Consider the following 25,914-nt stretch of genomic DNA (forward strand, 5'->3'; position numbering starts at 1 on the left):
CAAGCTAAATGTAAGCGCTTACATTTAGCCAGACGAATTTTACAGATAGAGATAAAAATGGCACGTACATATTTAAAGAAAGCAGATCTAACATCATCAAGCGACGCGGGTGACGTTCGCGCAACTGTTCAACAGGTATTGGATGATATCGAAAAGGGCGGTGATAAAACTGCACTCGAATATGCAAAAAAATTCGATAAATATGAAGGTACGCTTAAACTAAGCCGTGCGGATATTGATGCTGCGTCAGCGCTGGTACCAGAAAAACTTAAGCGCGATATCCAGTTTGCCCATGCGAATGTAAAGAAGTTTGCTGAAGCACAAAAAGAAACACTTAAAGATATTTCTATTGAAGTTGTTCCTGGCTTAACCGCAGGGCAAAAAAGTATTCCAGTTCAAGCTGCTGGTTGTTATATTCCAGGTGGTCGATATAGCCACATTGCATCGGCCATTATGACAGTTACAACAGCAAAAGTTGCCGGTGTTGATCATATTATGGCATGCTCCCCCCCTCGCCCAGGCGTTGGTATAGCACCTGCAATTGTCTATGCGGCAGACCTATGTGGTGCAGATACAATTCTGGCAATGGGTGGAATTCAGGCAATTGCGTCGATGACTTTTGGATTGTTTGACTTGCCAAAAGCTGACATTCTGGTCGGTCCAGGCAACCAGTTTGTAGCCGAAGCAAAACGCATTCTGTTCGGCCGCGTTGGCATTGATATGTTTGCAGGTCCTACCGACAGTCTCATTTTGGCGGATGCGACTGCGGATGCTGACATTGTAGCGGCTGATCTGGTTGGACAAGCAGAGCATGGTTACAATTCACCAGTTTGGCTCGTGACCGATGATAAGGCGCTTGCAGAAAAAGTGATGGAACTTGTACCACCGCTTATCGCTGACCTTCCTGAACTCAATAGCAAAAACGCAGAAGCAGCTTGGCGTGATTATGCCGAGGTGATCGTTTGCGATAACCGCGAAGAAATGGCCGCAACAAGTGATGAATATGCCCCCGAGCACTTAACTGTTCAAGCGCAGGATCTCCCTTGGTGGCTCGATCGCCTTGCATGTTATGGTTCACTCTTCCTTGGTGAAGAAACAACAGTTGCATTTGGGGATAAAGCGTCAGGTACAAACCATGTGCTTCCAACATCAGGTGCTGCAAGTTACACTGGTGGTTTGTCTGTTCATAAATATATGAAAATTGTGACGTGGCAGCAGGCAACACGTGAAGGTGCAAAACCAGTTGCCGAAGCAACAGCACGCATATCTCGTCTTGAAGGTATGGAAGGGCATGCTCGTACTGCTGACATCCGCTTGGCGAAATACTTCCCGAACGAAACGTTTGACCTTACGTCTGAGGAATAGTTGTGAACACAAGCGATCAATTGTTTGATGTTTCAGGCAAAGTTGTCTGCGTAACAGGAGCAAGCTCAGGCATTTGTCGTCATACGGCGACAATGCTTGCTAATCGCGGCGCCAAAGTAGTAGGCGTCGCACGCAGGGCAGACCAACTTGAAGCTTGGGAAAATGAAACCGACGGACAGACCGCATCTCTTGCGTTTGATCTGTCTGACAAATGCAGAATGGGGGAACTGGCACAACTTGTTTCCAAACCATTTGGAGCACCTGATATATTAATAAATGGTGCGGGCATTAACACCCGCACATCTGCGGATGAAGTCACTGAAGAAATTTGGGACTTAACACAGTCCGTAAACTTAGCTGCCCCATTTTTCCTCAGTCAGAAACTTGTGCCAGCTATGAAAGCAAAAGGCTGGGGCCGCATCATAAATTTTGCGTCCCTACAAAGTTTTCGCGCATTTCCAAATGGTATTTCTTATGGATCAGCGAAAGGTGCTGTTGCGCAGATGACCCGCGCAATGTCTGAAGCTTGGTCAAAAGATGGTATCAATACGAATGCGATTGGACCTGGTTTTTTTAAAACAGAATTGACTGCAAAGGTTTTTGACGATCCCGAACGAGCTAACCGCAATGCGGAACAAACATGTATTGGCCGTAATGGCGAAATGGCTGACCTTGACGGCCCAGTCCTCTTCTTAAGTTCCGATGCTTCAGCATATATAACCGGGCAAATACTGATGGTTGATGGGGGATTTACCGCAAAATGAAGGCACTAGTCTATACGAGCGAAAAAACACTTGAATATCGTGAAACGCCAAACCCTGAAACCGTTGACAACGACGTTCTCATTAAGGTCGAAAGTGTTGGTCTGTGTGGGTCAGATATGCATGCTTTTCTTGGCCACGATGAACGACGTCCCGCCCCATTAATCCTGGGTCATGAAGCGGCTGGAACGATTGTATCCGGCCCCGATAGTGGCAAGCGCGTAACCGTTAACCCGCTTGTGACTTGCGGCACTTGCGATAATTGTAAAAATGGACGCGGAAATATTTGCGCTAACAGGCAGATCATATCTATGCCACCACGCGAGGGTGCTTTCGCAGAATACATATCTATGCCTATGCAAAACCTCGTCGAAGTTCCAGACAATGTTTCATTCGATCAAGCTGCATTATGCGAACCAATTGCCTGCGGTTGGCATGCAGTTCGCTTGGCAGAACGCGTTCTAACATCCTCACATGAAAACACGAGCGCACTAGCTATCGGCGGCGGCGCAATTGGTTTGGGAGCAGCTTTGAGTCTAAAAGCAAATGGCTACCAGGATGTAGTTATTGTCGAAGCAAATGAAAAACGTCGTAATTTTATAACTGAAAAGACTGATTTCAAAGTTGTTGCGCCTGCTGGACTAACCGAAGATCAATGTTTTGACTTGATTATTGATGGTGTTGGCATCAAGCCGACACGGGAGATGGCCTGCCGTGTTGCCAAACCAGGCGGTGTGATTGCCCATATTGGTTTAGGCGACAGTCAAGATGGTCTTGATATCAGACGCATGACTCTGCAAGAGATTTCATTCATTGGATGTTATACCTATACACACGAACATTTTTGCGAGACAGCCGAAGCAATCTTTAATGGTGGTTTAGGGTCACTCGACTGGGTTGAATTTCGCAACTTAAATGACGGGCAATCTGCCTTTGAGGATATTCTTGCTGGCAATGTTTGCGCACCAAAAATTGTTCTCAAGCCTTAGCATCAGATCAATTTAATCATCGAAAAGCGCTGTAGAAAGCGCCACGGCCCCATCGAATAAATGCTGCTTTCGGGATATCATCTCATCAATTGATATTCTCTGTATCGGTCCATGGAAAGCAAGCGATGCAACAAAACGCCCTTTCGCATCCGTGACAGGTACTGCGATAGCGACCATGTCATCCATAAACTCCTCATCATCGATGGCATATCCACGCTTGCGTGTTTGCTTTAAATCCTCCAACAAAGACGCAGCAGTCTGATGTGTTTTATCAGTCCATTTTTTTAGCTTTAATCCAGCAACAAATTGTTCACGTTTTGATTTAGGCATACTCGCCATAAAGGTCTTACCACTTGCCGTGCAATGAAAAGGCACGTTTGATCCAACAGGTAGCTGGATACGAAATGGCCAATCGGTTTCCACACGATCAATATAATTCATGCCTGTTTCTTCAGGCACGACCATGTTCACAGTTTCTTGCACCTTATTTGCAACATCCACCAGAATCTGATGACGAGTAATATGAAAACGTGATGCATGCAGCAAACCATTTGCAATTAAGCGAAGTTTTCTTGAAGGGCGCAAACGCTTACCGTCAGCCTCACGCACGAGATAACCCTCATTCTCCAACGTCGTACAAAGACGATGAACTGTTTGTTTTGGCAAGCCTAACTCAGCATTAATCTGCGTTGGTGTCATAGCACTTTCGCTCCGTCCCATGATTTCCAAAATCATAAGCGTGCGTAAATTCGTCGGAATTCGATTTTCCTCGTTCACCTTCCTATCTCCCTCTTTACATCCTCCATGAAAAGGCTATAAAGTAAAAAATAATGAAAAACAAGACAAAAAGTCTCATTTTTCACCGTTGGAGGGTTTTTTGGAATTTGATTACGTTGTTATAGGTGCTGGTTCCGCTGGATGTGCAGTTGCGAGCCGACTTTCCGAAAATGGTAAATATACTGTTGCTATGATTGAGGCTGGTGGTCGCGATACGAACCCATGGATCCACATACCAGTTGGGTATTTCAAAACTATGAACAACCCAAATACTGATTGGCGCTACAAAACTGAAAATGACCCTGGTATTAATGGACGATCCATCCCATGGCCCCGCGGTAAAGTGTTGGGTGGCTCTAGTTCCATTAATGGACTTTTGTATGTACGCGGACAGGCCGAAGACTATGATCATTGGCGTCAGCTAGGAAACGAGGGTTGGGCCTGGGACGATGTACTCCCATTCTTTAAACGATCTGAATCGTGGATTGGCGAGCAAAAAAATAAAGACCGTGGTGAAAACGGCCCTCTATCTGTTTCGCCAACTCGTTTAAAACGTGACGTTGTCGATAAATGGGTCGATGCGGCAGAAGCTGCCGGTTATAAAAAGAATTCAGATTATAATAGCGGCGACCAAGAAGGTGTTGGTTATTTCCAACTGACCATGGTCAATGGCAAACGTTGCAGTTCAGCTGTTGCATATCTTAAACCTGCACGAAATCGCTCGAATCTTGAAATTATTACCAATACCCAAGTTGAAAAAGTCATCATCGAAGACGGACGTGCAACAGGTGTAGCTGCAGTTACTCGTGGCAAGAAAAAAACCATCAAGGCACGACGAGAGGTAATTTTATCCGCCGGAGCAATCGGTTCTCCACAAATTTTGATGTTATCCGGCATTGGGGCAAGCGAAGAACTCTCGGCCGTTGGGATTGAGACAAGAATTGAACTCAAGGGGGTTGGCAAAAACCTGCAAGATCATTTGCAAGCACGACCTGTTTTCAAGACCGATCTATCGACAATCAACATCGAGACAAACAACATCTTTAAACAAGGTATGATTGCTCTTGAATACGCACTTAAGCGGACAGGCCCTATGGCAATGGCAGCAAGCCTTGGCACTGGTTTTTTAAAAACAGATCCATCATTATCGACACCGGATATCCAATTCCATATTCAGCCATTTAGTGCAACTAATCCTGCTGATGGGCCACATAAGTTCTCAGCCTTTACAGCTTCTGTGCTGCAAATGCGGCCTGAAAGCGCAGGTCACTTACAGCTTAAGTCTGCCGATTATCGCGACCACCCGGAAATTCATCCGAATTATCTTGCGACACAACTTGACCAAGATACCATTGTAAAAGGCATTCAAATTGCTCGTAAAATTGCGGATTTCGAACCGTTGAAATCTCATGTGACTGAAGAATTTTCCCCCGGTAAAGAAGTCGCATTTGACGATTATGAAGGCACGCTCAATTGGGCTCGCAATACCGCTGTTACAATTTATCACCCAACCGGAACATGCAAAATGGGCCCCGAAAGCGACAAGTTGTCTGTTGTTGATGCACGACTTCGTGTCCGCGGTATTAAAAGTTTACGTGTAGCCGATGCATCCATCATGCCCCAAATCATGTCGGGCAACACGAATGCTCCATGCATTATGATTGGTGAAAAAGTTTCTGACATGATTTTAGAGGACGCTGCGAATGCTTGAACTTATCATTGATTACAGTCAAATTATTATTGCTGATTTGATCTTATCAGGCGACAATGCCTTGGTCATTGGAATGGCGGCAGCTGGCCTTTCGCCGGAATTGCGTAAGAAAGCAATTCTTTATGGCATGATTATTGCTGCTGTTATGCGTATCGTTTTTGCAGTTATTGCAACCAGCCTTCTTGATGTTCCGGGCATATTGTTTATTGGTGCCTTGCTGCTATTTTGGGTATGCTGGACCCTTTTCAAAGAAATCAGAGAAGGACAATCTGAAGAAGCAGAGGACGCGATGGAAATCGCAGACAATCTGGAGGCAGGATATACTGGCGCGCCGCGCCGTACAATGTTCTCGGCACTTGTCTCCATCACGATCGCTGACGTTTCGATGTCACTTGATAATGTTCTTGCGGTTGCAGCAATTGCAGATGGAAATACTACAACGCTCGTGTTTGGTCTTGGTCTGGCAATTATCCTCATGGCATTTGCTGCCACACTTATTATGAAATTACTTGCAAAGTACCCCTGGATTTCATGGCTGGGCCTTATCGTTCTGCTCTATGTAGCGGGCGAAATGATGAAACGTGGAATATTTGATGCACCGAACGGGGTCGGTCATTTGTTAGGTATCCTTTAAATTGTGATTATTTCTTAAAAAGATAAAATAATCAATTATTTAATGGTGGAAATTGTAGTTCAATTGAGACATAATTGAACTGCCAAATCAGGCTGAGAGAGATGCCTTCGTGTCTTGGCCGTAGACTTAGGGAGAAGGCGTAACATTGGGAGGAATAAATCAATGAATTTATCCAAACTTACTAAAGGTATCGCAGCAACAGCTGTCGGCCTAACTTTAATGGCTTCTTCTGCCTTGGCAGAGAAAGTTATCCGCGTTCAATCAGTGTTGCCAACAACAGCCGACGAAGTTGTAATGTTGAAAGCATTTGGTGACGATGTTTCAGAATTAACAAATGGTTCGCTTAAGATTGAGGTTCTGCCAGCTGGTGCTGTTGTAGGCCCACGCGACATCATGGATGCAGTTGATGCTGGCCTAGTAGAAGGTGGCTTTGCATGGACCCACTATTGGGGTGGTAAGCACGTTGCAGCCAACCTGTTTGGTGCACCAGTTGCTGGTGCTGGTGTTGGAATGGACAACATCGCATTCTTATCTTGGTTCCAGTTTGGCGGTGGTAAAGAGCTTTATGACCGTTTATGGGATGAAATGGGCGTAAATGTAAAAGGCTTCATGCTACAACCAGTTGGCCCGGAAGCTCTAGGTTGGTTCCCAAAACCAATCGCATCTATGGATGACTTCCGTAAAATGCGTTTCCGCGCACCTCCAGGAATGGTTGGCGCCGCTTACGCTGAAGTCGGTGTTCCTGCTGTTGCTATGGGTGGTGGTGATATTCTACCAGCTCTGGAAAAAGGCACAATTGACGCGGCTGAATGGTGTTGCCCAAAACCTGACAGTGTGTTTGGTTTCCAAAAGGTTCTAAAGCACTACTACTTGCAAGGTCTACACCAAGTTGTTGTGAACGCTGATTTGTACGTGAACGGTGATTTTTATGACGGTTTGACTGACATCGAGAAAAAAGCTCTTGAAGTTGCTGCTAATGCGTCTTTGTCAAAGTCTATGTCTTACCGTATTTATGAAAATGGTAAAGCTCTAAAAGACTTGACGGATAACCATGGCGTTATTCTTGAAGATACACCAGCTGATTATTTCACAGAATACATGGCTGCTGCGAAGAAATCTCTGCAAGCTGCAGCTGACGAAAATGAATTCTTCGCTGAAGTATGGCAATCGCAGAAAGATTTTGCTGATATCGCTGTTCCATTTTGGGCTGGCGCACAAGCATCAAATGCTAGCTTAGGCAAAGCCCACGCTGACACATTGAAATAATACTTTCACATAGTTTCGCGAGGCCCTTTTGAGGGCCTCGTGTTTCTTTTTCGAAAGGGATTAAGATCCTTTTCGAAAAGGAAACCTCAGATCAAATAAATCTTAGATCTGAAGACTTACCACGGGAGGGAGTGTAGACATGGCCGCAGAGGAACCAAATCCGGAAGATCTTGAAATTGCCGACGAGCTGATTGCAGAACGTCGCGCAGAAGAGCCAGGGGAAACACCTGAGGATATGACATCTTGGCAGCGCCCTATTACAGCTGTCATTGATGTTATTAACCATCGCGCGGGTCAGCTAATTGCTCTGATGTTGGTGCCCTTAATCGCTATTGTGGTCTGGGAGGTGTTCTCTCGTAATGGTGACTCAATTTTGACGAATGCTGGCTTGGGCTGGATATCTGATGCCCTTGGCTTGGGACCCACATTGATCGCTTATGACATGAGTCGAATGATCGCGGGTGTCCTTTGGATGGCAGGGGCTGGCTATGGCCTAATGCGCGGCGTACATATCCGCGCTGATTTTCTTTATCGGAATTGGTCGGACAAAACTCAGGCCACAGTCGATGCTTCCCTGTATTTGCTGTTCTTTATTCCTTCCATGATTTTCTTTACATGGGTGGCGTCTGAATTTTGGTGGAAAGCCTTCATTAACGGAGAAACAAACCAAGTGGATAGTGCATGGGGCCCTCTATTGTGGCCTGCGCGTATAGCAATGCCAATTGGTGGTGCACTATTGCTGTTGCAGGGTTTGCCTGAGATCTTCCGAGCATTCCACAAAATGGGAAAAGAGCGAGAGCGCATCTTTGTAAGACTATTGCCAATTTATCTCATCGGTTTAGTTTGGCTCGTGCTCGCAGTGTTTGAACCACAAATGGTACCTGGTGGTGAATGGTTCGAGGCTTTAACAAAAGCCAAATCGTCTCTGGATAAGCCTATCATCGGTCTCATCATGCTTGCAGCAATGTTGTTCGTGATCTTCATCGGCTTCCCAATCGCGTTTACCCTTGTCTTCTTGGCATTTGTGTTCGGGATCTGGGGTGATAGCTTCTTGAAAACAACATTTATTTTCACTCTCCAAACTAACTCTTCAATGCTAAACGATCAACTTATGGCGGTGCCATTGTTCGTGCTGATGGGGATCGTAATGGAAAGTGCCGGCCTGATGGAGCGACTATTCTCGTCCATCCAAATGATCATGTCGCGCGTGCGTGGTGCATTGTTCATTGCCGTGTTGATTGTGTCTACGATCTTTGCGGCAGCGACGGGTATTGTTGGTGCATCTGTGACCATGCTTGGTATTATGGCGGGCGCCACGATGAGCCGTGCCGGCTATGATGTGAAACTGGCTGCAGGGACCATTACAGCGGGCGGAACCTTGGGTATTCTGATTCCACCGTCGATCATGCTAATCGTGCTGGGGCCAGTGCTTGAGGTATCCACGCTTGATTTATTCCGGGCGGCGTTTGTTCCCGGTGCGATGCTCGCAGCCTTGTATCTGTTGTACACGCTTGGACGGTGCTGGCTGAACCCTAGTTTGGGGCCTATCCTTTCGGAAGAAGATCAGCCTGAAACGTCCAAATTCTATGGTGCAGAGGTTGCTTTAATCTGTCTGGGCGTTTTAACAATATGCAGGGTCTTTGGCCTTGGTATTGGCGGAACGTTTAGTGTGATCCCATTTGGTGGATTGCTTGCGCTGTTGATCGTGCTGGCGGTTGCTTATCAAGCCTATCGCAAATTACCTATACTGCGCATAGCTCTGCCTGTGGCGGTTCTGTTCCACCTATACATGGTCTTTGCGAACCGTGGTGATGATGGCAGCCTGTCCGTTATGTCAATTGTGATGGCCGCGTTCATTCTGCTGTTGGCTTTCTTGGGGCGTCATATTTATGGCCAAGAGGCGGAGGAAAAATTCTACTTTGCACCGCTATGGGATGAGTTCTTTGCAGGGCTGATGCCGCCAACGATCTTGATCTCGTTTGCGCTTGGTTCAATTCTACTTGGTTTTGCGACACCTGCAGAAGCTGCGGCAATGGGTGCCTTTGGAGCGATCCTGCTGTCCATCGGGTACCGAAAGTTCACCATCAAGGGCTTCTTTGATAGCATGATCAAAACACTGGAACTAACAGTGCTGATTATGTTCCTCGTGGCCGCATCCAACTTCTTTGGCGCACAGTTCAGTTCACTAGGTACACCGCAATTGTTGACTGATATATTGCTTGGCACGGATCTGTCGCCATACATTATGCTCTTGCTGGTGATGGCGCTGATCTTCTTGCTTGGCTGGCCACTGGAATGGGTTCCGATTGTTCTAATCGTTGTTCCAATCCTGTTACCTGTGGTTCAAGCGTTGGATCTGCATGGGCTAGATCGCTATGATCTGATGGTCTGGTTCGGCATCCTTGTGGCGGTTAACCTGCAAACAGCTTGGCTCAGTCCGCCTGTTGCTCTTTCGGCCTACTTCTTGAAGGGGGTTGTGCCGAACTGGGATCTTAAGGACATCTATCTTGGTATGATGCAGTTCATGCTAGTACAGCTGACCGGCCTGGTCCTGCTGTTGATCTTCCCTCAGTTGGTGCTTTGGCTGCCAGCTTGGATGAGCCAGTAGTATGCAACCATTATTAAGCGACATAGGTTCCATGTACTAAACACTTATCTGAGTCAGTCATTTCTTTATACTTGCTGACTCAGTTTTAAAGGAACCGACATATTAGGGCGCTCTGTTATCATCAAACAGAGCGCCCTTTTTGTATGTCGCATAGATTACCAGCACAAAAACCTCTGACCGTCAGAGGGATAATATATCTTACGAGTGTCTGGAAGGGTTAGTTTTGAAATGCCTTGTCGTAAGCTTCAAGAATATCTTTGCCACGTGCGGCAACTTCACCCGCAGATAATCCTGCCTGATAAAGCGCTGAACCAAGACCAAAGCCTGAGGCACCAGCCTTGACCCATTCCGCAAAGTTAGACGGACCTGCACCACCCACCGCATAAACAGGCACATGTTTCGGCAGTACTGCTTTTAGTGCGGAGAGACCTTCTGGCTTAAGTGCAAAACCGGGGAATAATTTCAAACCTGTTGCACCGTGACGAATGGCAGTAAACGCTTCTGTCGCAGTTGCGACACCGGGCCAACTTTCCATACCGTTTGCTATCGTTGCATCAATCACATCAGGGTTACAATCAGGTGAGACAATCAAAGTACCACCTGCTTTCTTTACGTTGAGAACATCATCGGCGCTTAACACAGTGCCTGCACCAATCATAATATCATCATCAAAGGCATTTGATAATATTTCAATACTTTTCAAAGCATTCGGTGAATTGAGTGGAACTTCAATCTTATTAAACCCGATTGCTACCAATTCTTGGCAGATTTCTAACACTTCATGATTTTCAACACCGCGCAAAATCGCGATCAAATTTCTTGACATTATTTTACCTTTGTAAGAGTTTCTCGTGCTTGAATTAGACCTTTAAGCGTGAGTTCGGTCACATTTATCTTTTCAAAATCATGACCAAGAATATGAAGAGCCTGACTGTAAAGCTCGCCTAACTTGCCAGCCCCTAATAAATAGAGCTTTCCTGACGGCATGTTCTTCATAATCGATACGATCTCAGAACCAATCAATAAGCCGGAAAGAAAAGCAGCTGTTTCAATTTGATTTGCTCCCTGCAAAACAGCACGAGCGCGTAAGGAAAAAATACTATTCAAAACCATATCTGGCGCATGAACAGCCCTTGCTATGCCTTTCGCAAATTCATCTGCATCGGCACTTTTTTTATCTGTCAGCGTTTTTAGGACAGAATGCTCACAGATCAGCGAATAAAGCTCACCAGTTAAAGCTGTCGTAAATTGTTCGACCATGCCCCGATTAAGACAAATCCATTTACTGTGCGTTCCTGGCATACATAGAATACCCGACACGTCTTCACGACCTGATATAAAACCTGCAATCTGAGTTTCTTCACCGCGCATAACATCGGGAGGGTCCATTTGGCTGAGACCAGATAGTATATTCACATCCAAACGTTGATCATGTGTCTTGGGTTGAACAATTTTACTTGCAACAGGATTGCAAGGGACTTGCACATAAGGTGCTTCTATCCACCCCTGCCGTGCGCCGACCATTCCACAAGCAACAATTTGCATTCTGGTACCTGAATGATCATCAAGCCAATCCGAAATTAACTCAAGCAATGCGGCTTCAAATTCGCAAGGTTCAAGTGAACTCATGCCTGTATCTGCTGTTTTTGCGTCGACCACCTGCCTGTATGACATCAGCCAAACACGTAAATTACTGGTACCCCAATCAACCGCAATCCACGTGTCTTCGCCCCTGTCTAGGCTTGTGTCTTTGCGATCATCTAACATAAAAATACGCCTGTCCTTTCATAATCTGAACAATAGTGCTTAAAATGAAACCGTTTAGTACAGACGCTTACCAGTTGAAGTTTCAAAGTAAAGAACATCTTTTTCGTCAAAAGAAACGCCGGCGCTATCACCAAGTTTGACATTCGCTCGACCGTTCTTTTCTGCGATGATCTTTTCTCCCGACTGGGTCGATAGATAGATAAACGATACGCCGCCAAGTTCTTCAACGAGATCAACGCTTAAGTTACCTGGCTTGTCAGTAGTTTCAATGTGCTCTGGACGTATACCTATTGTAACAGACCCATCAGCGATGGCATCTTTAAACTTTGGAGACAGTTTAGCTCCAGCTAATGCTTCCGCTGTTACACTTCCAGCTTTCAGTTCACCGCTAACAAAATTCATTGCAGGTGAACCTATAAAACCGGCCACAAACTGGTTGCAAGGATTTTCGTAGAGTTCAAGCGGTGCACCAACTTGCTCAATAAGACCATCACGCAAAACAACAATTTTATCAGCAAGCGTCATCGCTTCAACCTGATCATGGGTCACATAAATCATGGTTGTACCAAGTTCACGATGAAGGCGGGCAATTTCGACGCGCATCTCGAGCCGAAGCTCGGCATCCAGGTTTGACAAAGGCTCATCAAATAAAAATACTTCCGGTCCACGAACAATTGCGCGACCAATGGCTACTCTTTGTCTTTGACCACCAGACATCGCTTTTGGTTTACGGTCCATATATTCTTCAAGCTTCAAGATCGCCGCCGCTTTTGCCACTTTCTCATCAATGACATCCTTAGGCACTTTATTCATACGAAGACCAAAGCCCATATTTTCTGCCACGGTCATATGCGGATAAAGTGCATATGTTTGGAAAACCATGGCAATGCCACGCTCTGCGGGATCAGCATGTGTAACGTCGTTACCGCCGATATCGATTTGACCGCCTGTTGTTTCTTCCAGGCCAGCAATCATTCTAAGAAGTGTTGATTTACCACAACCAGACGGGCCGACAAAAACCACAAATTCACCATCATCAATATCTAAATCGACACCGTGTATGACTTCTACTTTGCCGTACTTTTTAATAATATTTGAAAGCTTAAGACCAGACATGCAGGGCTCCTTAGTGGTTTTAGTTGTGCTCCGGAAAACGCCATGTTTCCGAGGCCGTAGCAATTTGTTTCGCGCATTCAAGAACACGCGGCGCAAGTTTCTCCATCTCATCAAGTGATGATCTATGGGTTGAGTTCGTAACGGAAATGGCACCTAAAACATGGTTTTTCACGCTCAGTATTGGAACGGCAATACAGATAATACCCAACTCGTGCTCCTCCCTATCGAACGAAATTCCAGATTTTCTGATTTCGGATAGATGAGCGATCAGTGCATCTGCATTATCTAGTGTATTTGCCGTAAATTTGTGGAAGGATTGTTGCTGAAGTGCTTGTTGCAGTTCTTCTTCTTCTAGATACGCAAGCATAGCCTTGCCAACACCTGTGCAATAACCCGGCCCAACTTTGCCAGATTCAGAATACATTTCAATCGGATTTGCAGGGTTACGCTTATCCACATAAAGCACCTGCCCAGCATCAAGTTGTGCTAAATGAACTGTCATCTGTACGTCTTGAGCAAGTTCTTTGACAAACGGGCGTGCGATTGGAGCAAGTGAACTTTGGCGCCATGCAGCATGGGCAAGCCTAATCAGGCGTACGCCCAAACTATAGGTTTGCGTGTGCTTATCAAAGGATAACATGCCTTGATTGGTTAGTGTCTGAAGAAACCTATAAAGTGTCGCTTTAGGATATTCGCTATTTTCTAATAGCTCCCCAAACCTAACAGGCCGCCCCATAGACGCAACTTGGTCTAAAGCAGCCAGTGCCTTTCCAACAGTCCCATCTCCAACATTTGCCTGCGCCATTTCTGTCATCCCTCCCCCATCGCCGTTACCTAGCGATAAATATTATTGACAACCCTACCGCAAACGATTTAAGATTTCAATATTCAAAATTATGTTTCATTATTTGGAACAAAGGGAGAGAGAAATGAATTCAATTTTAAAATCAGGTATTGTGGGATTGTTTGCGACATCTATGTTGTCGACAGCCGCGATGGCCGGTGATCTCGTCATTAACTTTGATGACTTGAACCCAGCACCAAAAGCGGCTTTCGAAGCAGCTGTAGAAGCTTTTAAAGCTGCAAATCCAGATATCAATGTGACTGTAAACAACACAGACCGTGAAGCTCACAAATCAGCGATCCGTAACTTTTTGACCAACGATGCGCCTGATATCACATCATGGTACCCGGGCAACCGAATGGCTCCGTTTGTTGATGCTGGCCTTTTTGAAGATATCTCTGACCTATGGGCATCGGATGCAAATCTATCTTCAAAATTTGAAGCCATTAAACCGACCATGACGCGTGATGGTAAGCAATGGGGTGTTCCATACACATATTACCAATGGGGCGTTTATTACCGCAAAGACATCTTTGATAAGCTTAATCTTTCAGAACCATCAAACTGGGGCGAAATGCTTCAGGCTTGCGGCACGATGAAAGACGCTGGGGTTACACCATTTACAATTGGTACAAAATTCCTTTGGACTGCCGCAGGTGTATTCGATTACATCAATCTTCGCACCAATGGCTATGAAGTGCACAATGCATTGACCGCAGGTGAAATCAAATACACAGATGACCGGATTAAGAAAACTTTTGCTAACTGGGCAGAAATGATCGACAAATGTACACCTGTTAAAAACCATGCAACGATGTCTTGGCAAGATGCGATTGCACCTTTTGCAAATGGCGATGCAGCAATGTACGTCATGGGCAACTTCTCAGTATCCAGCTATAAAGATGCTGGTTTGACGGATGATCAAATCGATTTCTTCCAATTTCCAGAAATCACACCTGGGTTAGCTCGTGCTGAGGAAGCTCCTGCGGATGCGCTGTTCATTCCAGCAAATGCCAAGAACAAAGAAGACGCGAAGAAGTTCTTGTCTTTCATTGCAACGCCACAAATTCAGGGCGAATGGAATAAAACTCTTGGTCAACTTCCACCAAACTCAGATGCAGAAATCAACAAAGATGACAAATTCATTGTTGAAGGCTTTGAAACAGTATCAACGGCTTCTGGTCTAGCTCAATTCTATGACCGTGACGCACCGGCTGCAATGGCAAAGGCCGGTATGGAAGGCTTCCAAAAGTTCATGCTTGATCCAAGCAAGGTTGATGAAATTTTGGCTGATCTCGATAAAGTTCAGGCTGAAGTTTACAAATAGGTTCGTTAAAAATCTGTAGGGTCGGCTATTGCCGGCCCTCTTCTCCAACACTGACCACATTTCATATCGTTAGACACTTGCCTCTAATGATATAAAATTTGATCATAGGATTAAGTTGAAGGCTAATGATCTGAGTTTTGATCAATGCCTTGTGGAGGGACCAATGGCGTTAGACACTTCAATGCAGATAAATCGAACAGATTCCAACATGCCACTGGTAGTGGTTTGTGTACTTTTTGCTGTCGCGGCACTTGTTGCTATGTATAACATCAATATTGACAGCGTTATGTCCACATTTAACTACGAAAAACGTACTTTGGCCCGCGTCCCCGCATTTTTAATCCGGGTTACGCTTCTGGTCGTTGCGTTAATTGCTTTGTTTATTGCGATCACCAATTCAGCCATTTACAAACGGAACAAGATTGCATTTTCACCCTGGATATTCTTATCAGTCGGTCTTGTGTTTTTCTCTGTCTACGTCATCATCCCGATTTTTCAGTCAATCTCCTATTCTTTCACTCGTTGGGATGGTCTTTATGACATCAACGGCGTTTGGACTGGTGAATGGATTGGCTTGCATAACTATGTCGTGCTTTGGGATGATCCAAAATTCTGGACGTCACTTTGGAACAACTTTCTTTGGCTTGGGTTATTCATGCTTGCTGTTCCAATTGGTCTTGCTCTTGCATTATTCTTGAACCAAACCGTTCGTGGTATCCGGATTTATAAATCCCTCTTCTTTTTCCCATTTGTAATCTCGCAAGTTGTTGTCGGGCTAATATTTGCTTGGGCATATAATCCTGAATTTGGCCTCCTGGCTGAAGCATGGGGCATATTCTTCTGCGAAGACAAAACAAATATCATGGGAAATCTTACGACTGTTTGCTCCATCGATCCACCATCCATTTTAGGCGACGAGGACTATGCAACATACGGGATTATTGCGGCTGGTCTGTGGCCCCAAATAGCCTACTGCATGATTTTATATCTAACGGGCCTTAACAATGTAGCCCACGATCAAATCGAGGCAGCCCGCTTAGATAATGCCAAGGGTTGGAACATGCTACGTTTCATTATATGGCCCCAACTGCAGCCTGCGACATTCATCGCTGTGGTTGTAACTGTTGTCGGGGCGCTTCGTTCATTTGATATGGTTGCGACAATGACCCAAGGCGGCCCGTTTGGATCAACGAATGTTCTATCTTATTATATGTTCGACCAAGCTGTAGGCGAAGGTGTTGGCCGTTACGGCTATGGCTCATCAATTGCAACGGTTCTATTTGCGATCATGCTCGTTTTCATAAGCGGCTTTCTCTACAGAATGTATCAAGATGAAAGGGAGGGCAGATAAATGTTTCCTTCTCCAATTGAAAAATCATCCGCTAGAATGCAACTAGCCTACAAAACAATTCTTCCATTCTCGCTTCTTATTTGGCTTTTGCCAATTCTCGCGATCTTTATGACGTCTATTCGTTCGTCAAAGGACATCAATACTGGTAACGTCTTTGGTGTTCCGAGTGAATTCAATTTCATTGAAAACTACACTCAAGTTCTGACGCATCCAGATGCATTGAATTTCATGGTCAATACGTTCATTATTACTATACCAACTGTGGTTGTATCAGTGGCGCTTGCTTGCATTACCGGTTATGCGCTTGCAACCTACAAATTCCGCTGGGCGCTGCCGCTATTTTTCATTTTTGTCGCGGGCAATTTTGTGCCATTTCAGATATTAATGCTGCCGGTTATTGACCTATCAAACAGCTTAGAAATCTACAATACAGTGCCTGGTCTCGTACTTTTTCATGCTGCATTCCAGACAGGTTTCTGCACACTCTTCATGCGTAATTTCATGAAAGCCCTACCTTTTGACTTGATTGAATCTGCGCGCATTGAAGGCGTCGGTGAGTTCAAGATTTTCTGGTATGTGGTCGTGCCATTAGTAAAACCGGCTATTGCAGCCTTGGCCGTTTTGATCTTCACATTTATCTGGAATGACTTCTTCTGGGCAACTGTGATGATCCAAGACGAGGCCAGCTTGCCGATTACCGTGGGTGTTCGTTCGTTAAACGGCGAATTTGTGCAACAATGGCAATTAATTTCTGCAGCATCCTTATTGGCAGCTGCTCCTCCTGTGCTTATGTTCTTCCTGATGCAAAAGCACTTTATTGCTGGCCTTACATTAGGAGCCGTCAAATAATGAAGACATGGCGTCTTAACACGCCACGTCAGAGCATAGTTTTTAAGCAGGGTGAGAAGCAGCAGCTTCCCTCTGTGTGCTACTGGGGTGCGCCTTTACCAGAAACTGAAGACCTAACCCAACTTGCATTATCCACGAATATGGATGTCGCAGGTGGTATGCTGGATGCAGTGCCTGATATTACATTATCACCAAAAATCACGACAACATTTCAAGGCCAGTATGGCAATATCTTCAGGCGTCCTGATGGTGCCAGCTTGTGTCCCGACTTCACGCATACTGACGTAAATGTTTCGAAAGATAAGTTAGTATTTGTCTGCAAAGCGGCCAGTGATGACATATCAATTCGTTTTGAAATTACTGCGCATCAAAGCTCTGACATACTGGAAATGCAGACCCGTGTAGATAGTAAGGAACCTATCTTTATCGATTGGTTATCCGCACCGGTTCTACCGGCTCCACAGAATTCGACCAATACGATAGAAATCTCTGGCCGTTGGTGTCGCGAATTTCAAATGAAAGAGGTTCCCTGGGTATCTGGCGCAAGGCTACGCGAAACCCCGTCAGGTCGATCAGGGCATGAATCCTATCCAGGCGTTCTGATCCCCGAAACAGGCACCACAAATTCTAAAGGTGGGTGTTTTGGCTTGCATTACGGTTGGTCCGGCGGACACCGCATGATCACCGAAGAGCTGCAAGATGGGCGTCGGCAAATTCAATTTGGCCATTCTTCAGATGCTAATAATTGCCCAACAACACACAAGAAAACAGCATCGCTATTTGCATGTTATTCTGGTGATGGACTAAACGGTATTGCACATAGTTTTCAAAAACATGCGCGAGAGGAAATCCTCCCATTTAAAGCCGCAACCCGCCCTCGCCTTGTACATTACAATTGTTGGGAAGCGGTCTATTTTGATCATAAGTTAGATGAATTGAAGGAAATAGCGGAACACGCTCAGACGCTTGGCGCGGAGCGATTTGTTCTTGATGATGGTTGGTTTGGTTCGCCTACAAAAGGACGCAACGATGATACATCGAGTCTAGGTGATTGGAATATTGATCGAAGTAAATATCCAGATGGCCTTACTCCGCTTATCGATCACATCAATGATCTTGGGATGGAATTTGGCCTTTGGTTCGAGCCTGAGATGATTAATCCTGACAGTGATCTTTACCGTGCACATCCAGACTGGATTTTGGGTGATCATAATCAATTACTCGGCAGGCAGCAGATGGTGCTCAATCTCGACAAGGCTGAGGTGAGTGATTACTTATTTGAGAAGGTAAGCGCAATATTAAGCTCTCATAAAATCACTTATGTGAAGTGGGATCACAATCGTGTTCTACCCTATACAAGCTCTAAGCAAACAGATGGGTTTTATGCTCTGTTAGCTCGTTTACGGCAAATACACCCGGATGTTGAGTTTGAATCTTGCGCATCTGGCGGTGGGCGAATAGATTTTGGTGTATTGCAACATTGCCAGCGCGTGTGGTTATCTGACAGCAATGATGCGCTTGAACGTTTCGAGATTCAAAATAATGCTGCAATGTGGCTTCCGAATGATGCGGTGGGTTCTCATGTCGGACCGCGCCTATGTCATACATCTGCACGCATTTTGCCGATGTCTTTCAGAGCATGGGTTGCTGCCAGTCGTCATATGGGTTTTGAAATGGACCCGCGCGAACTCACCGACGATGAAACGCGCATCCTAAAGGATGTAACATCTTGGTATCGCGAGAACCGGGTCTGGATGCATCAAGGTTTTACGCATCGTCTTGACACGAGTGATCAATCGCAGATCGCTGAAATATGTATATCAGAAAACGGTGATCGCTTCGTCGTATTTGTTGGGCAGATGAGAACAACCGATGCTATTTTCGCGCGACCCACTGCACTTACTGGCCTTGATCCAAATGCTCGATACAAGCTATCTTTACGAAACCCGGAAGATGCTCACCGTACGAGCCGTGGCCAAGTCGCTTTAAGAGATGGGCCGCTTGAATTATCAGGCCAAAGCCTGATGCATATGGGCATACGATTACCATTAGCTTTCCCCGCAACGATGTGGGTTGTTGAAGGACAGAAAATTTTATGAAACCGACAATAGGCACCTGTTATTATCCTGAACATTGGGATGAAAAAATTTGGCGTGATGATGCGGCACGTATGCGTGATGCAGGCATTGACTGGGTTCGCATTGGCGAGTTTGCATGGAGCCGGATCGAGCCAAAAGAAGGCCAATTAGATTGGGGTTGGCTAGATCGCGCAGTCAATATTCTGAGCGATGCAAACCTGAAAATCATCATGGGAACACCAACGGCGACACCGCCAAATTGGGTTATTGAAAAGTACCCCGATATGATTGCCATGGATCAAAATGGTCAGCCGCGCAAATTTGGTTCACGTCGCCATTATTGCTTCTCTCATCAAGGTTATAAACAACAATGCGCAAATATCGTAACTTTGATGGCGGAGCGTTATGGAAAACATCCTGCGGTGCAAGCTTGGCAGACCGATAATGAATATGGATGCCACGAAACAACGCTATCTTTCGGTCCATCTGCACGCGACGAATTTCGGAATTGGCTTGCACAAAAGTACCAATCACCTGAGGCTTTAAACCGGGCATGGGGTAATATTTTCTGGTCGATGGAATATGATGATTTTAATCAGATTGATGTTCCGAACCTTACAGTAACAGAACCAAACCCATCGCATGTTATGGATTTTCGCCGTTTTTCGTCAGATCAAGTTGTAGCATTCAATAAGTTGCAGGCTGATATTTTGCGTCGATATACTGATATGCCGCTTGTTCATAATTATATGGGAAAGGTCACCGGCTTTGATCATTTTGATATTGGCGCAGATTTAGATATTGCCAGTTGGGACAGCTATCCACTTGGTTTCCTTGAAATGATCATTAAGGCTAGTGAAGAACACAAAGCTGAATATTATCAGCAAGGTGACCCTGATTTCCAGGCTTTTCATCATGACCTGTACCGCAATGTGGGAAATGGCCGCTTATGGGTCATGGAACAACAGCCTGGGCCGGTGAACTGGGCGCATTTTAATCCAGCACCCCTTAATGGTATGGTTCGCTTATGGAGTTTGGAAGCTATTGCCCATGGTGCCGAATCCGTTAATTATTTTCGATGGCGGCAAGCGCCATTTGCCCAAGAGCAAATGCATGCAGGCCTTTTGCGACCCGACCATAAGGACGCGCAAGGCCTTGTAGAAGCTAAACAAGTCAAGGATGATATCGAAGCGTTTGGTGATGTTACTCAGATACAAGCACCCGTTGCATTGATCTTTGACTACCCATCCCAATGGGCAAGTGAGGTTCAACCGCAAGGCGCGAGTTTTGATTACTTCCAACTGCTGTTTAATTGCTATAAAAGTCTGCGCGCTATGGGCGTAGATGTAGATATCATCAGCGGGAATGGACCCAAATTAGAGGGCTATAAACTCGTCCTACTCCCAGGATTATTCACTCTTGATGATGATTTGAAGCACTCATTAAATACATTTGATGGCTTGGTTCTCGCAGGCCCTCGTTTCAATTCGAAAACCAAAGATTTTCAAATTCCGCAAAACCTTGCACCTGATCTAGATCAGTTGGATATAACTGTTTCGCGCGTCGAAACACTGCGTTCGAATGTCGACCGCAAACTCAAAAACGGCGGCAAAGCCATAAATTGGGTGGAAGAAATTGAGACCAGCGAAGATGTCATCGAGAAAACAGCAGATGGCGCTCCCATCTTAATTCGTAAAAATAACTTGTTATACCTTGCGGCTTGGCTTGATGACGAAGCACTTAAACTAACCTTTAAAAGAATTCTTTCTGAACTGGATATTGAGACACTCGAACTACCAACTGGGGTTCGCCTAAAGCGCACGCGCGACCATACTTTTTTCTTTAATTACTCGAAAAATGAACAGGTCCTTGATGATATCGTGTTGTCGGCAGCGGGCGCTACGTGGATCGAACACTAGAGAAGTTCGTCTACGCGCGCTTTCAACGCAGGCAAAATCTCGATCTCAAACCATGGATTTGTCTTTAACCAACGGTTGTTTCGCGGACTAGGGTGCGGCAAAGGCAACATGTTTGGCATATAATTCTGCCACATAGACACACGTTTTGTAAGCGTCATTTTTTGACCATCATTAATATGCCAATCAAGCGCGTATTGACCTATGACCAATGTAAGTTCGACATTCTTCAGTTCTGCAAGCAGCTTTTCACGCCATGTTTCAGCGCATTCAGACCTCGGTGGAAGATCTCCGCCCTTACCTGTCCCTGGGAAACAAAACCCCATTGGAACGATTGCCATTTTCTTCGCATCATAAAAAGTCTGACGTGAGATACCTAACCAGTCACGCAAACGATTACCCGATGGGTCGTCAAATGGGATACCTTTGTTATGTGTGATACGTCCAGGTGCCTGCCCGACTATTAAAATTTTAGCGTCTCCACTCATTTGTAAAATCGGTCTTGGGCCGAGCGGTAACCCCTCGCATACTTGGCAAGAGCGCACATCTTTAAGTAAGCGGTCGATACTTTTATTTACATTGTTCAAAACAAACCTTCATAAGATCAAACATAACACTTGGAAAAGAGATATATCAAAAGTAAGATCGCCACAAAGTACAAAGTGTAATGCGGATATACACATTTTCGCGAGAATGAGATGATGATATGACACAACAAAGCATAGATGCCTTGCTAAAGCAGAATTCAGGGGTCATTGACCGCAATGCGGGTATGGATCTTGACCTTGATTGGGTTGAAGCAGTGCAGGCCAATACATCAGCTATTGAGCGCAGGGCCGCTACCATCCCTGCACGCCGTAGCATTAAAAAACAATGGCAAGCTGCATGGATGATCAAGGCCGTGGAATGTATGGACCTCACAACATTGTCGGGCGATGATACGCCAAATCGTGTGCGCCGCCTATGCGCGAAGGCCAAACAACCCATTCGCGCCGATCTGATCAAAGCGCTTGGCTTGGAAAACCGTAACATTACTACGGGCGCTGTCTGCGTTTATCATGAAATGATAGAAACAGCCGTTCACGCGCTCGAAGGAACAGGCATTCCAGTGGCTGCCGTTTCGACAGGTTTCCCTGCCGGGTTGACACCGCACGTGCTCAAACTCAAAGAAATTGAAATGTCTGTTGAAGCTGGCGCCAGCGAGATAGACATCGTGATCTCTCGTCGCCATGTGCTTGAAGGTAACTGGCACGCACTCTATCAGGAAATGCGAGAATTTCGCGAAGCCTGCGGCGAAGCACATGTTAAGGCAATTTTAGCAACTGGTGAACTTGGCACATTGCGAAATGTTGCCCGTGCGTCGCTTGTTTGCATGATGGCGGGTGCTGATTTTATTAAAACGTCGACAGGCAAAGAAAGCGTCAATGCAACGCTACCTGTTAGCCTCGTCATGGTTCGTGCCATCCGCGAGTACGGTGCACGAACGGGCTATGCGGTTGGCTATAAACCAGCTGGCGGGATTTCAAAAGCCAAAGACTCATTGGTTTATCTCACCCTAATGAAGGAAGAGTTGGGTCGCAATTGGCTGGAACCAGAACTGTTCCGCTTTGGCGCATCTTCACTTCTTGGCGATATTGAACGCCAGCTTGAACATTATATTACTGGTCGGTATTCGGCTTCCTTCCGTCACCCAATTGGTTAATAAGAGCGACTAGCTTTAGGATAAATAGATGACAATCAACGAGATTTTGGACACGATGGACTATGGCAAGGCGCCAGAAGATTCAGCCCCAGCATTAAAATGGCTTGAGGAGCAAGAATGGACAATTCGTTCATTCATTGATGGCGAATTTCTGTCAGTTGCCGAAGATGGTTTTTTTAATACCGTTAATCCGGGTACAGGGGAAGTGCTCGCGCGCGTTCAACCTGCCTCGAAGAACGACATCGACAAAGCAGTAAAAGCTGCACGCAAAGCACAAAAATCCTGGGCTGCATTACGCGGCCATGAGCGCGCGAAATACCTTTATGCCATCGCCCGCCTTGTACAAAAACATTCACGCCTTCTGGCTGTGCTAGAGACACTGGATAATGGTAAGCCGATACGAGAAAGTCGTGATATTGATGTACCGTTAGTCGCACGTCATTTCTATCACCACGCGGGCTGGGCACAGCTCATGGAACGAGAACTTCCCGACATGGAATCTGTTGGCGTGGTCGGTCAGGTTATCCCATGGAACTTCCCGCTTCTCATGTTGGCATGGAAGATTGCCCCTGCACTTGCAATGGGCAATACCGTTGTCCTTAAACCCGCTGAATTAACACCTGTGACCGCAATGCTATTTTCCCAAATATGCGCCGAGGCAGGACTGCCAAAAGGTGTAGTTAATATCGTCATGGGCGATGGTGCCATCGGTGCAGCGCTCACCGAACATAAAGACGTTGATAAAGTTGCCTTCACCGGTTCAACTGATGTTGGTCGCATCATCCGTTCGCGTATTGCAGGATCTGGCAAAAAACTGACGCTCGAACTGGGCGGAAAATCTCCTTTTATTATATTTGATGACGCAGATATCGATAGCGCTGTTGAGGGTATTGTTGATGCTATCTGGTTTAATCAAGGCCAGGTTTGCTGTGCAGGCTCACGCCTTTTGGTACACGAACCTGTTGCCCAAAAACTCTATGACAAGTTGCGTTACCGCATTGAAAACTTGCGCGTTGGCGATCCATTGGATAAGTCGACGGACATCGGCGCCATTATTGATGAAAATCAGCTCAAGCAAATCACGACACTTGTTCAATATGGAATTGATGACGGAGCGGAGCCCATCCGCCCGTCTGGAGAACTACCAAAAGAAGGGTTTTTCTTCCCACCAACATTGCTAACCAATGTCGACACGGCTTCCAAATTAGCACAGGACGAAATCTTCGGACCCGTTCTTGTTTCCATGACATTTAGAACCCCAGCGGAGGCTGTCCAACTTGCAAATAATACGCGCTATGGATTAGCCGCGAGTGTTTGGACCGAAAACATTAATCTTGCCATGGATATGGCGCCAAAAATTAAGGCAGGCGTTGTTTGGGTTAACTGTACAAACCAACTTGACGCTGCCGCTGGATTTGGCGGCATGCGCGAAAGTGGATTTGGACGCGAAGGAGGCAAGGAAGGTCTGTACGAATATGTAAAACCCACCTACCTCAAGTCGCTTCAGCTCATAAAAGCTTTAGATATGAAAGAGAAAACTGGTGTCGTAGAGGCATCGGTTGATCGAACAGCAAAGCTCTATATAGGCGGCAAGCAATCCCGACCGGATAGCGCTTATGCTCGCGAGGTATTAGACACCAAGGGCAAACTTATCGGCCATGTTGGTGAGGGTAATAGAAAAGATATTCGAAATGCCGTTGAGGCCGCAAACAAGGCGGCAAACTGGGCGAAAACAACGGGGCATCTTCGCGCGCAAATCCTTTATTATATCGGCGAAAACCTCTCTGCACGCGCATCAGAATTTGAAGAACGCATTCGCTCAATGACCGGTGTAACTGCCAAAACTGCTACGCAAGAGGTTGCGACATCCATTGATCGCCTCTTTACCTATGCGGCATGGGCCGACAAATATGACGGGAACGTGCACTCTGTCCCCATTCGTGGTGTCGCGCTTGCTATGCGTGAAGCTGTTGGAAACTTAGGTCTATTATGTCCCGATGAGAATCCGCTTCTGGCCTTCACATCAATGATTGCGCCAGCAATTGCTATGGGTAACCGAGTAATCATTGTGCCCTCATCTATATCTCCGCTTGCTGCGACAGATTTATATCAAGTCTTCGATACATCAGATTTGCCAGCAGGTGTTGTGAATATCGTCACAGGCGATCGGAATGTACTTGCAAAAACACTTGCAGAGCACGCCGATATTGATGGCCTTTGGTATCATGGCGACAAAAATGGGTGCAAACTTGTGGAAGATGCCGCAGCTCACAATATGAAGCGAACTTGGGTCAATAATGGTCTTGCAATCGACTGGCTCGATGAGGCGCAAGGTGCCTCGGAAGAGTTTTTACGTCATTCGACTGAGATCAAAAACGTCTGGGTTCCTTACGGCGAATAATTCTCTGGTTTATGGGAATTATGGCATGATCGCCGCAAGGGTCTGCTTATCAAGGACCGTTAGAAACGCCGATCTTGCCTCATGCATCAAACCTTTGAGTTTACATTGAGGCAAGAATAGGCATGTTTGCTTTCCAGCTTGCATACATTCCACCATCGCAAAGTCCTGCTCAATGACACGCACAACTTCGCCAACATGAATGTCTTCCGGTGGCAGGGCAAGACTGATGCCACCATGTCGCCCACGGTGGGAAAGCAAAATCTCTACTTTGACCAATTTGGCAACAATTTTCATAGTATGAGACTTTGCCAAGTTCAGCTTTTCTGCGATGACTTCAACTGTCAGCGGTTGCTTCTCTCTTGCCAGCAACATCAAAATTCGTAGAGCAAAGTCACTTGCTTGGTTTAATCGCATAAGAGCACCATTTAATCATTCATTTTATATGTTGCTTT

Annotated in this window: 21 protein-coding genes; 14 read left to right on the forward strand and 7 right to left on the reverse strand. The window is 45.8% G+C overall.

The window, feature by feature from the left end; genetic code table 11:
* The first annotated feature begins 57 nt into the window (after positions 1-57).
* Genes hisD through G3W54_RS05005 form a run of 3 tightly spaced genes read left to right on the forward strand, consistent with a single transcriptional unit; the run spans position 58 to position 3,115 of the window.
* Positions 58-1,365, forward strand: a complete 1,308-nt coding sequence (gene hisD, locus G3W54_RS04995; protein ID WP_162652016.1) for a histidinol dehydrogenase — start codon at positions 58-60, stop codon at positions 1,363-1,365.
* Between the two features lie 2 nt (positions 1,366-1,367).
* Complete coding sequence (locus G3W54_RS05000) at positions 1,368-2,129, forward strand: SDR family oxidoreductase (protein WP_162652017.1); 762 nt, start codon at positions 1,368-1,370, stop codon at positions 2,127-2,129.
* The gene (locus tag G3W54_RS05005; RefSeq protein WP_162652018.1) at positions 2,126-3,115 is read left to right on the forward strand and encodes an alcohol dehydrogenase catalytic domain-containing protein; all 990 of its coding nucleotides are present in this window, start codon (positions 2,126-2,128) and stop codon (positions 3,113-3,115) included. Before G3W54_RS05000 ends, G3W54_RS05005 begins: the two co-directional genes overlap by 4 nt.
* Positions 3,116-3,127: 12 nt before the next feature.
* On the opposite strand, the gene G3W54_RS05010 is transcribed toward G3W54_RS05005, so the two are convergent.
* On the reverse strand, positions 3,128-3,892 hold the full coding sequence (locus G3W54_RS05010; RefSeq protein ID WP_174244210.1) for an IclR family transcriptional regulator: 765 nt from the start codon (positions 3,890-3,892) through the stop codon (positions 3,128-3,130).
* A gap of 100 nt (positions 3,893-3,992) precedes the next feature.
* Between G3W54_RS05010 and G3W54_RS05015 the strand changes: the two genes are divergently transcribed.
* The 4 genes from G3W54_RS05015 (at position 3,993) to G3W54_RS05030 (ending at position 10,111) form a co-directional block, all read left to right on the forward strand.
* Positions 3,993-5,603 carry an FAD-dependent oxidoreductase gene (locus G3W54_RS05015; RefSeq protein WP_162652019.1) on the forward strand — a complete coding sequence of 537 codons (1,611 nt, stop codon included), beginning with the start codon at positions 3,993-3,995 and terminating at the stop codon, positions 5,601-5,603.
* The gene (locus tag G3W54_RS05020) at positions 5,596-6,237 is read left to right on the forward strand and encodes a TerC family protein (protein WP_162652020.1); all 642 of its coding nucleotides are present in this window, start codon (positions 5,596-5,598) and stop codon (positions 6,235-6,237) included. Before G3W54_RS05015 ends, G3W54_RS05020 begins: the two co-directional genes overlap by 8 nt.
* A 162-nt stretch (positions 6,238-6,399) precedes the next feature.
* Positions 6,400-7,503: a TRAP transporter substrate-binding protein gene (locus G3W54_RS05025; RefSeq protein WP_174244211.1), complete on the forward strand. Its 1,104-nt coding sequence runs from the start codon at positions 6,400-6,402 to the stop codon at positions 7,501-7,503.
* Positions 7,504-7,642: 139 nt separating this feature from the next.
* Entirely contained in the window at positions 7,643-10,111 is a 2,469-nt protein-coding gene (locus tag G3W54_RS05030; protein WP_162652021.1) for a TRAP transporter large permease subunit, read from the forward strand.
* 217 nt (positions 10,112-10,328) lie between these two features.
* On the opposite strand, the gene G3W54_RS05035 is transcribed toward G3W54_RS05030, so the two are convergent.
* From G3W54_RS05035 to G3W54_RS05050, 4 genes are read right to left on the reverse strand one after another with little or no spacing between them, the layout of a single operon-like run.
* Positions 10,329-10,937 (reverse strand): 2-dehydro-3-deoxy-6-phosphogalactonate aldolase, encoded by a 609-nt coding sequence (locus G3W54_RS05035; protein WP_162652022.1) that lies wholly within the window; start codon positions 10,935-10,937, stop codon positions 10,329-10,331.
* Positions 10,937-11,878: a 2-dehydro-3-deoxygalactonokinase gene (locus tag G3W54_RS05040; RefSeq protein ID WP_162652023.1), complete on the reverse strand. Its 942-nt coding sequence runs from the start codon at positions 11,876-11,878 to the stop codon at positions 10,937-10,939. Before G3W54_RS05040 ends, G3W54_RS05035 begins: the two co-directional genes overlap by 1 nt.
* 54 nt (positions 11,879-11,932) lie before the next feature.
* Positions 11,933-12,994: a sn-glycerol-3-phosphate ABC transporter ATP-binding protein UgpC gene (gene ugpC, locus G3W54_RS05045; RefSeq protein ID WP_162652024.1), complete on the reverse strand. Its 1,062-nt coding sequence runs from the start codon at positions 12,992-12,994 to the stop codon at positions 11,933-11,935.
* Positions 12,995-13,013: 19 nt separating this feature from the next.
* Complete coding sequence (locus tag G3W54_RS05050; RefSeq protein ID WP_162652025.1) at positions 13,014-13,808, reverse strand: IclR family transcriptional regulator; 795 nt, start codon at positions 13,806-13,808, stop codon at positions 13,014-13,016.
* A 115-nt stretch (positions 13,809-13,923) separates the two neighbouring features.
* Here G3W54_RS05050 and G3W54_RS05055 point away from each other — a divergent pair, with 115 nt between their 5' ends.
* The 5 genes from G3W54_RS05055 (at position 13,924) to G3W54_RS05075 (ending at position 21,362) form a co-directional block, all read left to right on the forward strand.
* Positions 13,924-15,165, forward strand: a complete 1,242-nt coding sequence (locus G3W54_RS05055) for an ABC transporter substrate-binding protein (RefSeq protein WP_162652026.1) — start codon at positions 13,924-13,926, stop codon at positions 15,163-15,165.
* A gap of 163 nt (positions 15,166-15,328) precedes the next feature.
* Positions 15,329-16,516, forward strand: coding sequence for a sugar ABC transporter permease (locus G3W54_RS05060; RefSeq protein WP_343162560.1), 1,188 nt, complete (start codon positions 15,329-15,331; stop codon positions 16,514-16,516).
* Positions 16,517-17,365, forward strand: a complete 849-nt coding sequence (locus G3W54_RS05065) for a carbohydrate ABC transporter permease (RefSeq protein WP_162652027.1) — start codon at positions 16,517-16,519, stop codon at positions 17,363-17,365. It begins immediately after the preceding gene.
* Positions 17,365-19,464, forward strand: coding sequence for an alpha-galactosidase (locus tag G3W54_RS05070; protein WP_174244212.1), 2,100 nt, complete (start codon positions 17,365-17,367; stop codon positions 19,462-19,464). Before G3W54_RS05065 ends, G3W54_RS05070 begins: the two co-directional genes overlap by 1 nt.
* Entirely contained in the window at positions 19,461-21,362 is a 1,902-nt protein-coding gene (locus G3W54_RS05075) for a beta-galactosidase (RefSeq protein ID WP_162652028.1), read from the forward strand. Before G3W54_RS05070 ends, G3W54_RS05075 begins: the two co-directional genes overlap by 4 nt.
* On the opposite strand, the gene G3W54_RS05080 is transcribed toward G3W54_RS05075, so the two are convergent.
* Positions 21,359-21,946: a uracil-DNA glycosylase family protein gene (locus G3W54_RS05080; RefSeq protein ID WP_244627837.1), complete on the reverse strand. Its 588-nt coding sequence runs from the start codon at positions 21,944-21,946 to the stop codon at positions 21,359-21,361. The two genes, G3W54_RS05075 and G3W54_RS05080, sit on opposite strands and share 4 nt — an antisense overlap.
* Positions 21,947-22,065: 119 nt before the next feature.
* On the opposite strand from G3W54_RS05080, the gene deoC reads away from it, so the two are divergent.
* Both deoC and G3W54_RS05090 read left to right on the forward strand, forming a co-directional pair.
* Positions 22,066-23,061 carry a deoxyribose-phosphate aldolase gene (deoC, locus tag G3W54_RS05085; RefSeq protein ID WP_162652029.1) on the forward strand — a complete coding sequence of 332 codons (996 nt, stop codon included), beginning with the start codon at positions 22,066-22,068 and terminating at the stop codon, positions 23,059-23,061.
* Between the two features lie 28 nt (positions 23,062-23,089).
* Positions 23,090-25,462: an aldehyde dehydrogenase family protein gene (locus tag G3W54_RS05090; RefSeq protein ID WP_162652030.1), complete on the forward strand. Its 2,373-nt coding sequence runs from the start codon at positions 23,090-23,092 to the stop codon at positions 25,460-25,462.
* A gap of 18 nt (positions 25,463-25,480) precedes the next feature.
* Here the strand turns inward: G3W54_RS05090 and G3W54_RS05095 are convergent, their stop codons facing one another.
* Positions 25,481-25,876, reverse strand: a complete 396-nt coding sequence (locus tag G3W54_RS05095) for an Rrf2 family transcriptional regulator (RefSeq protein WP_162652031.1) — start codon at positions 25,874-25,876, stop codon at positions 25,481-25,483.
* Positions 25,877-25,914: the final 38 nt, after the last annotated feature.

It is taken from the genome of Lentilitoribacter sp. Alg239-R112 (assembly GCF_900537175.1).
In the GTDB taxonomy this organism is placed as follows: Bacteria; Pseudomonadota; Alphaproteobacteria; order Rhizobiales; family Rhizobiaceae; genus Lentilitoribacter.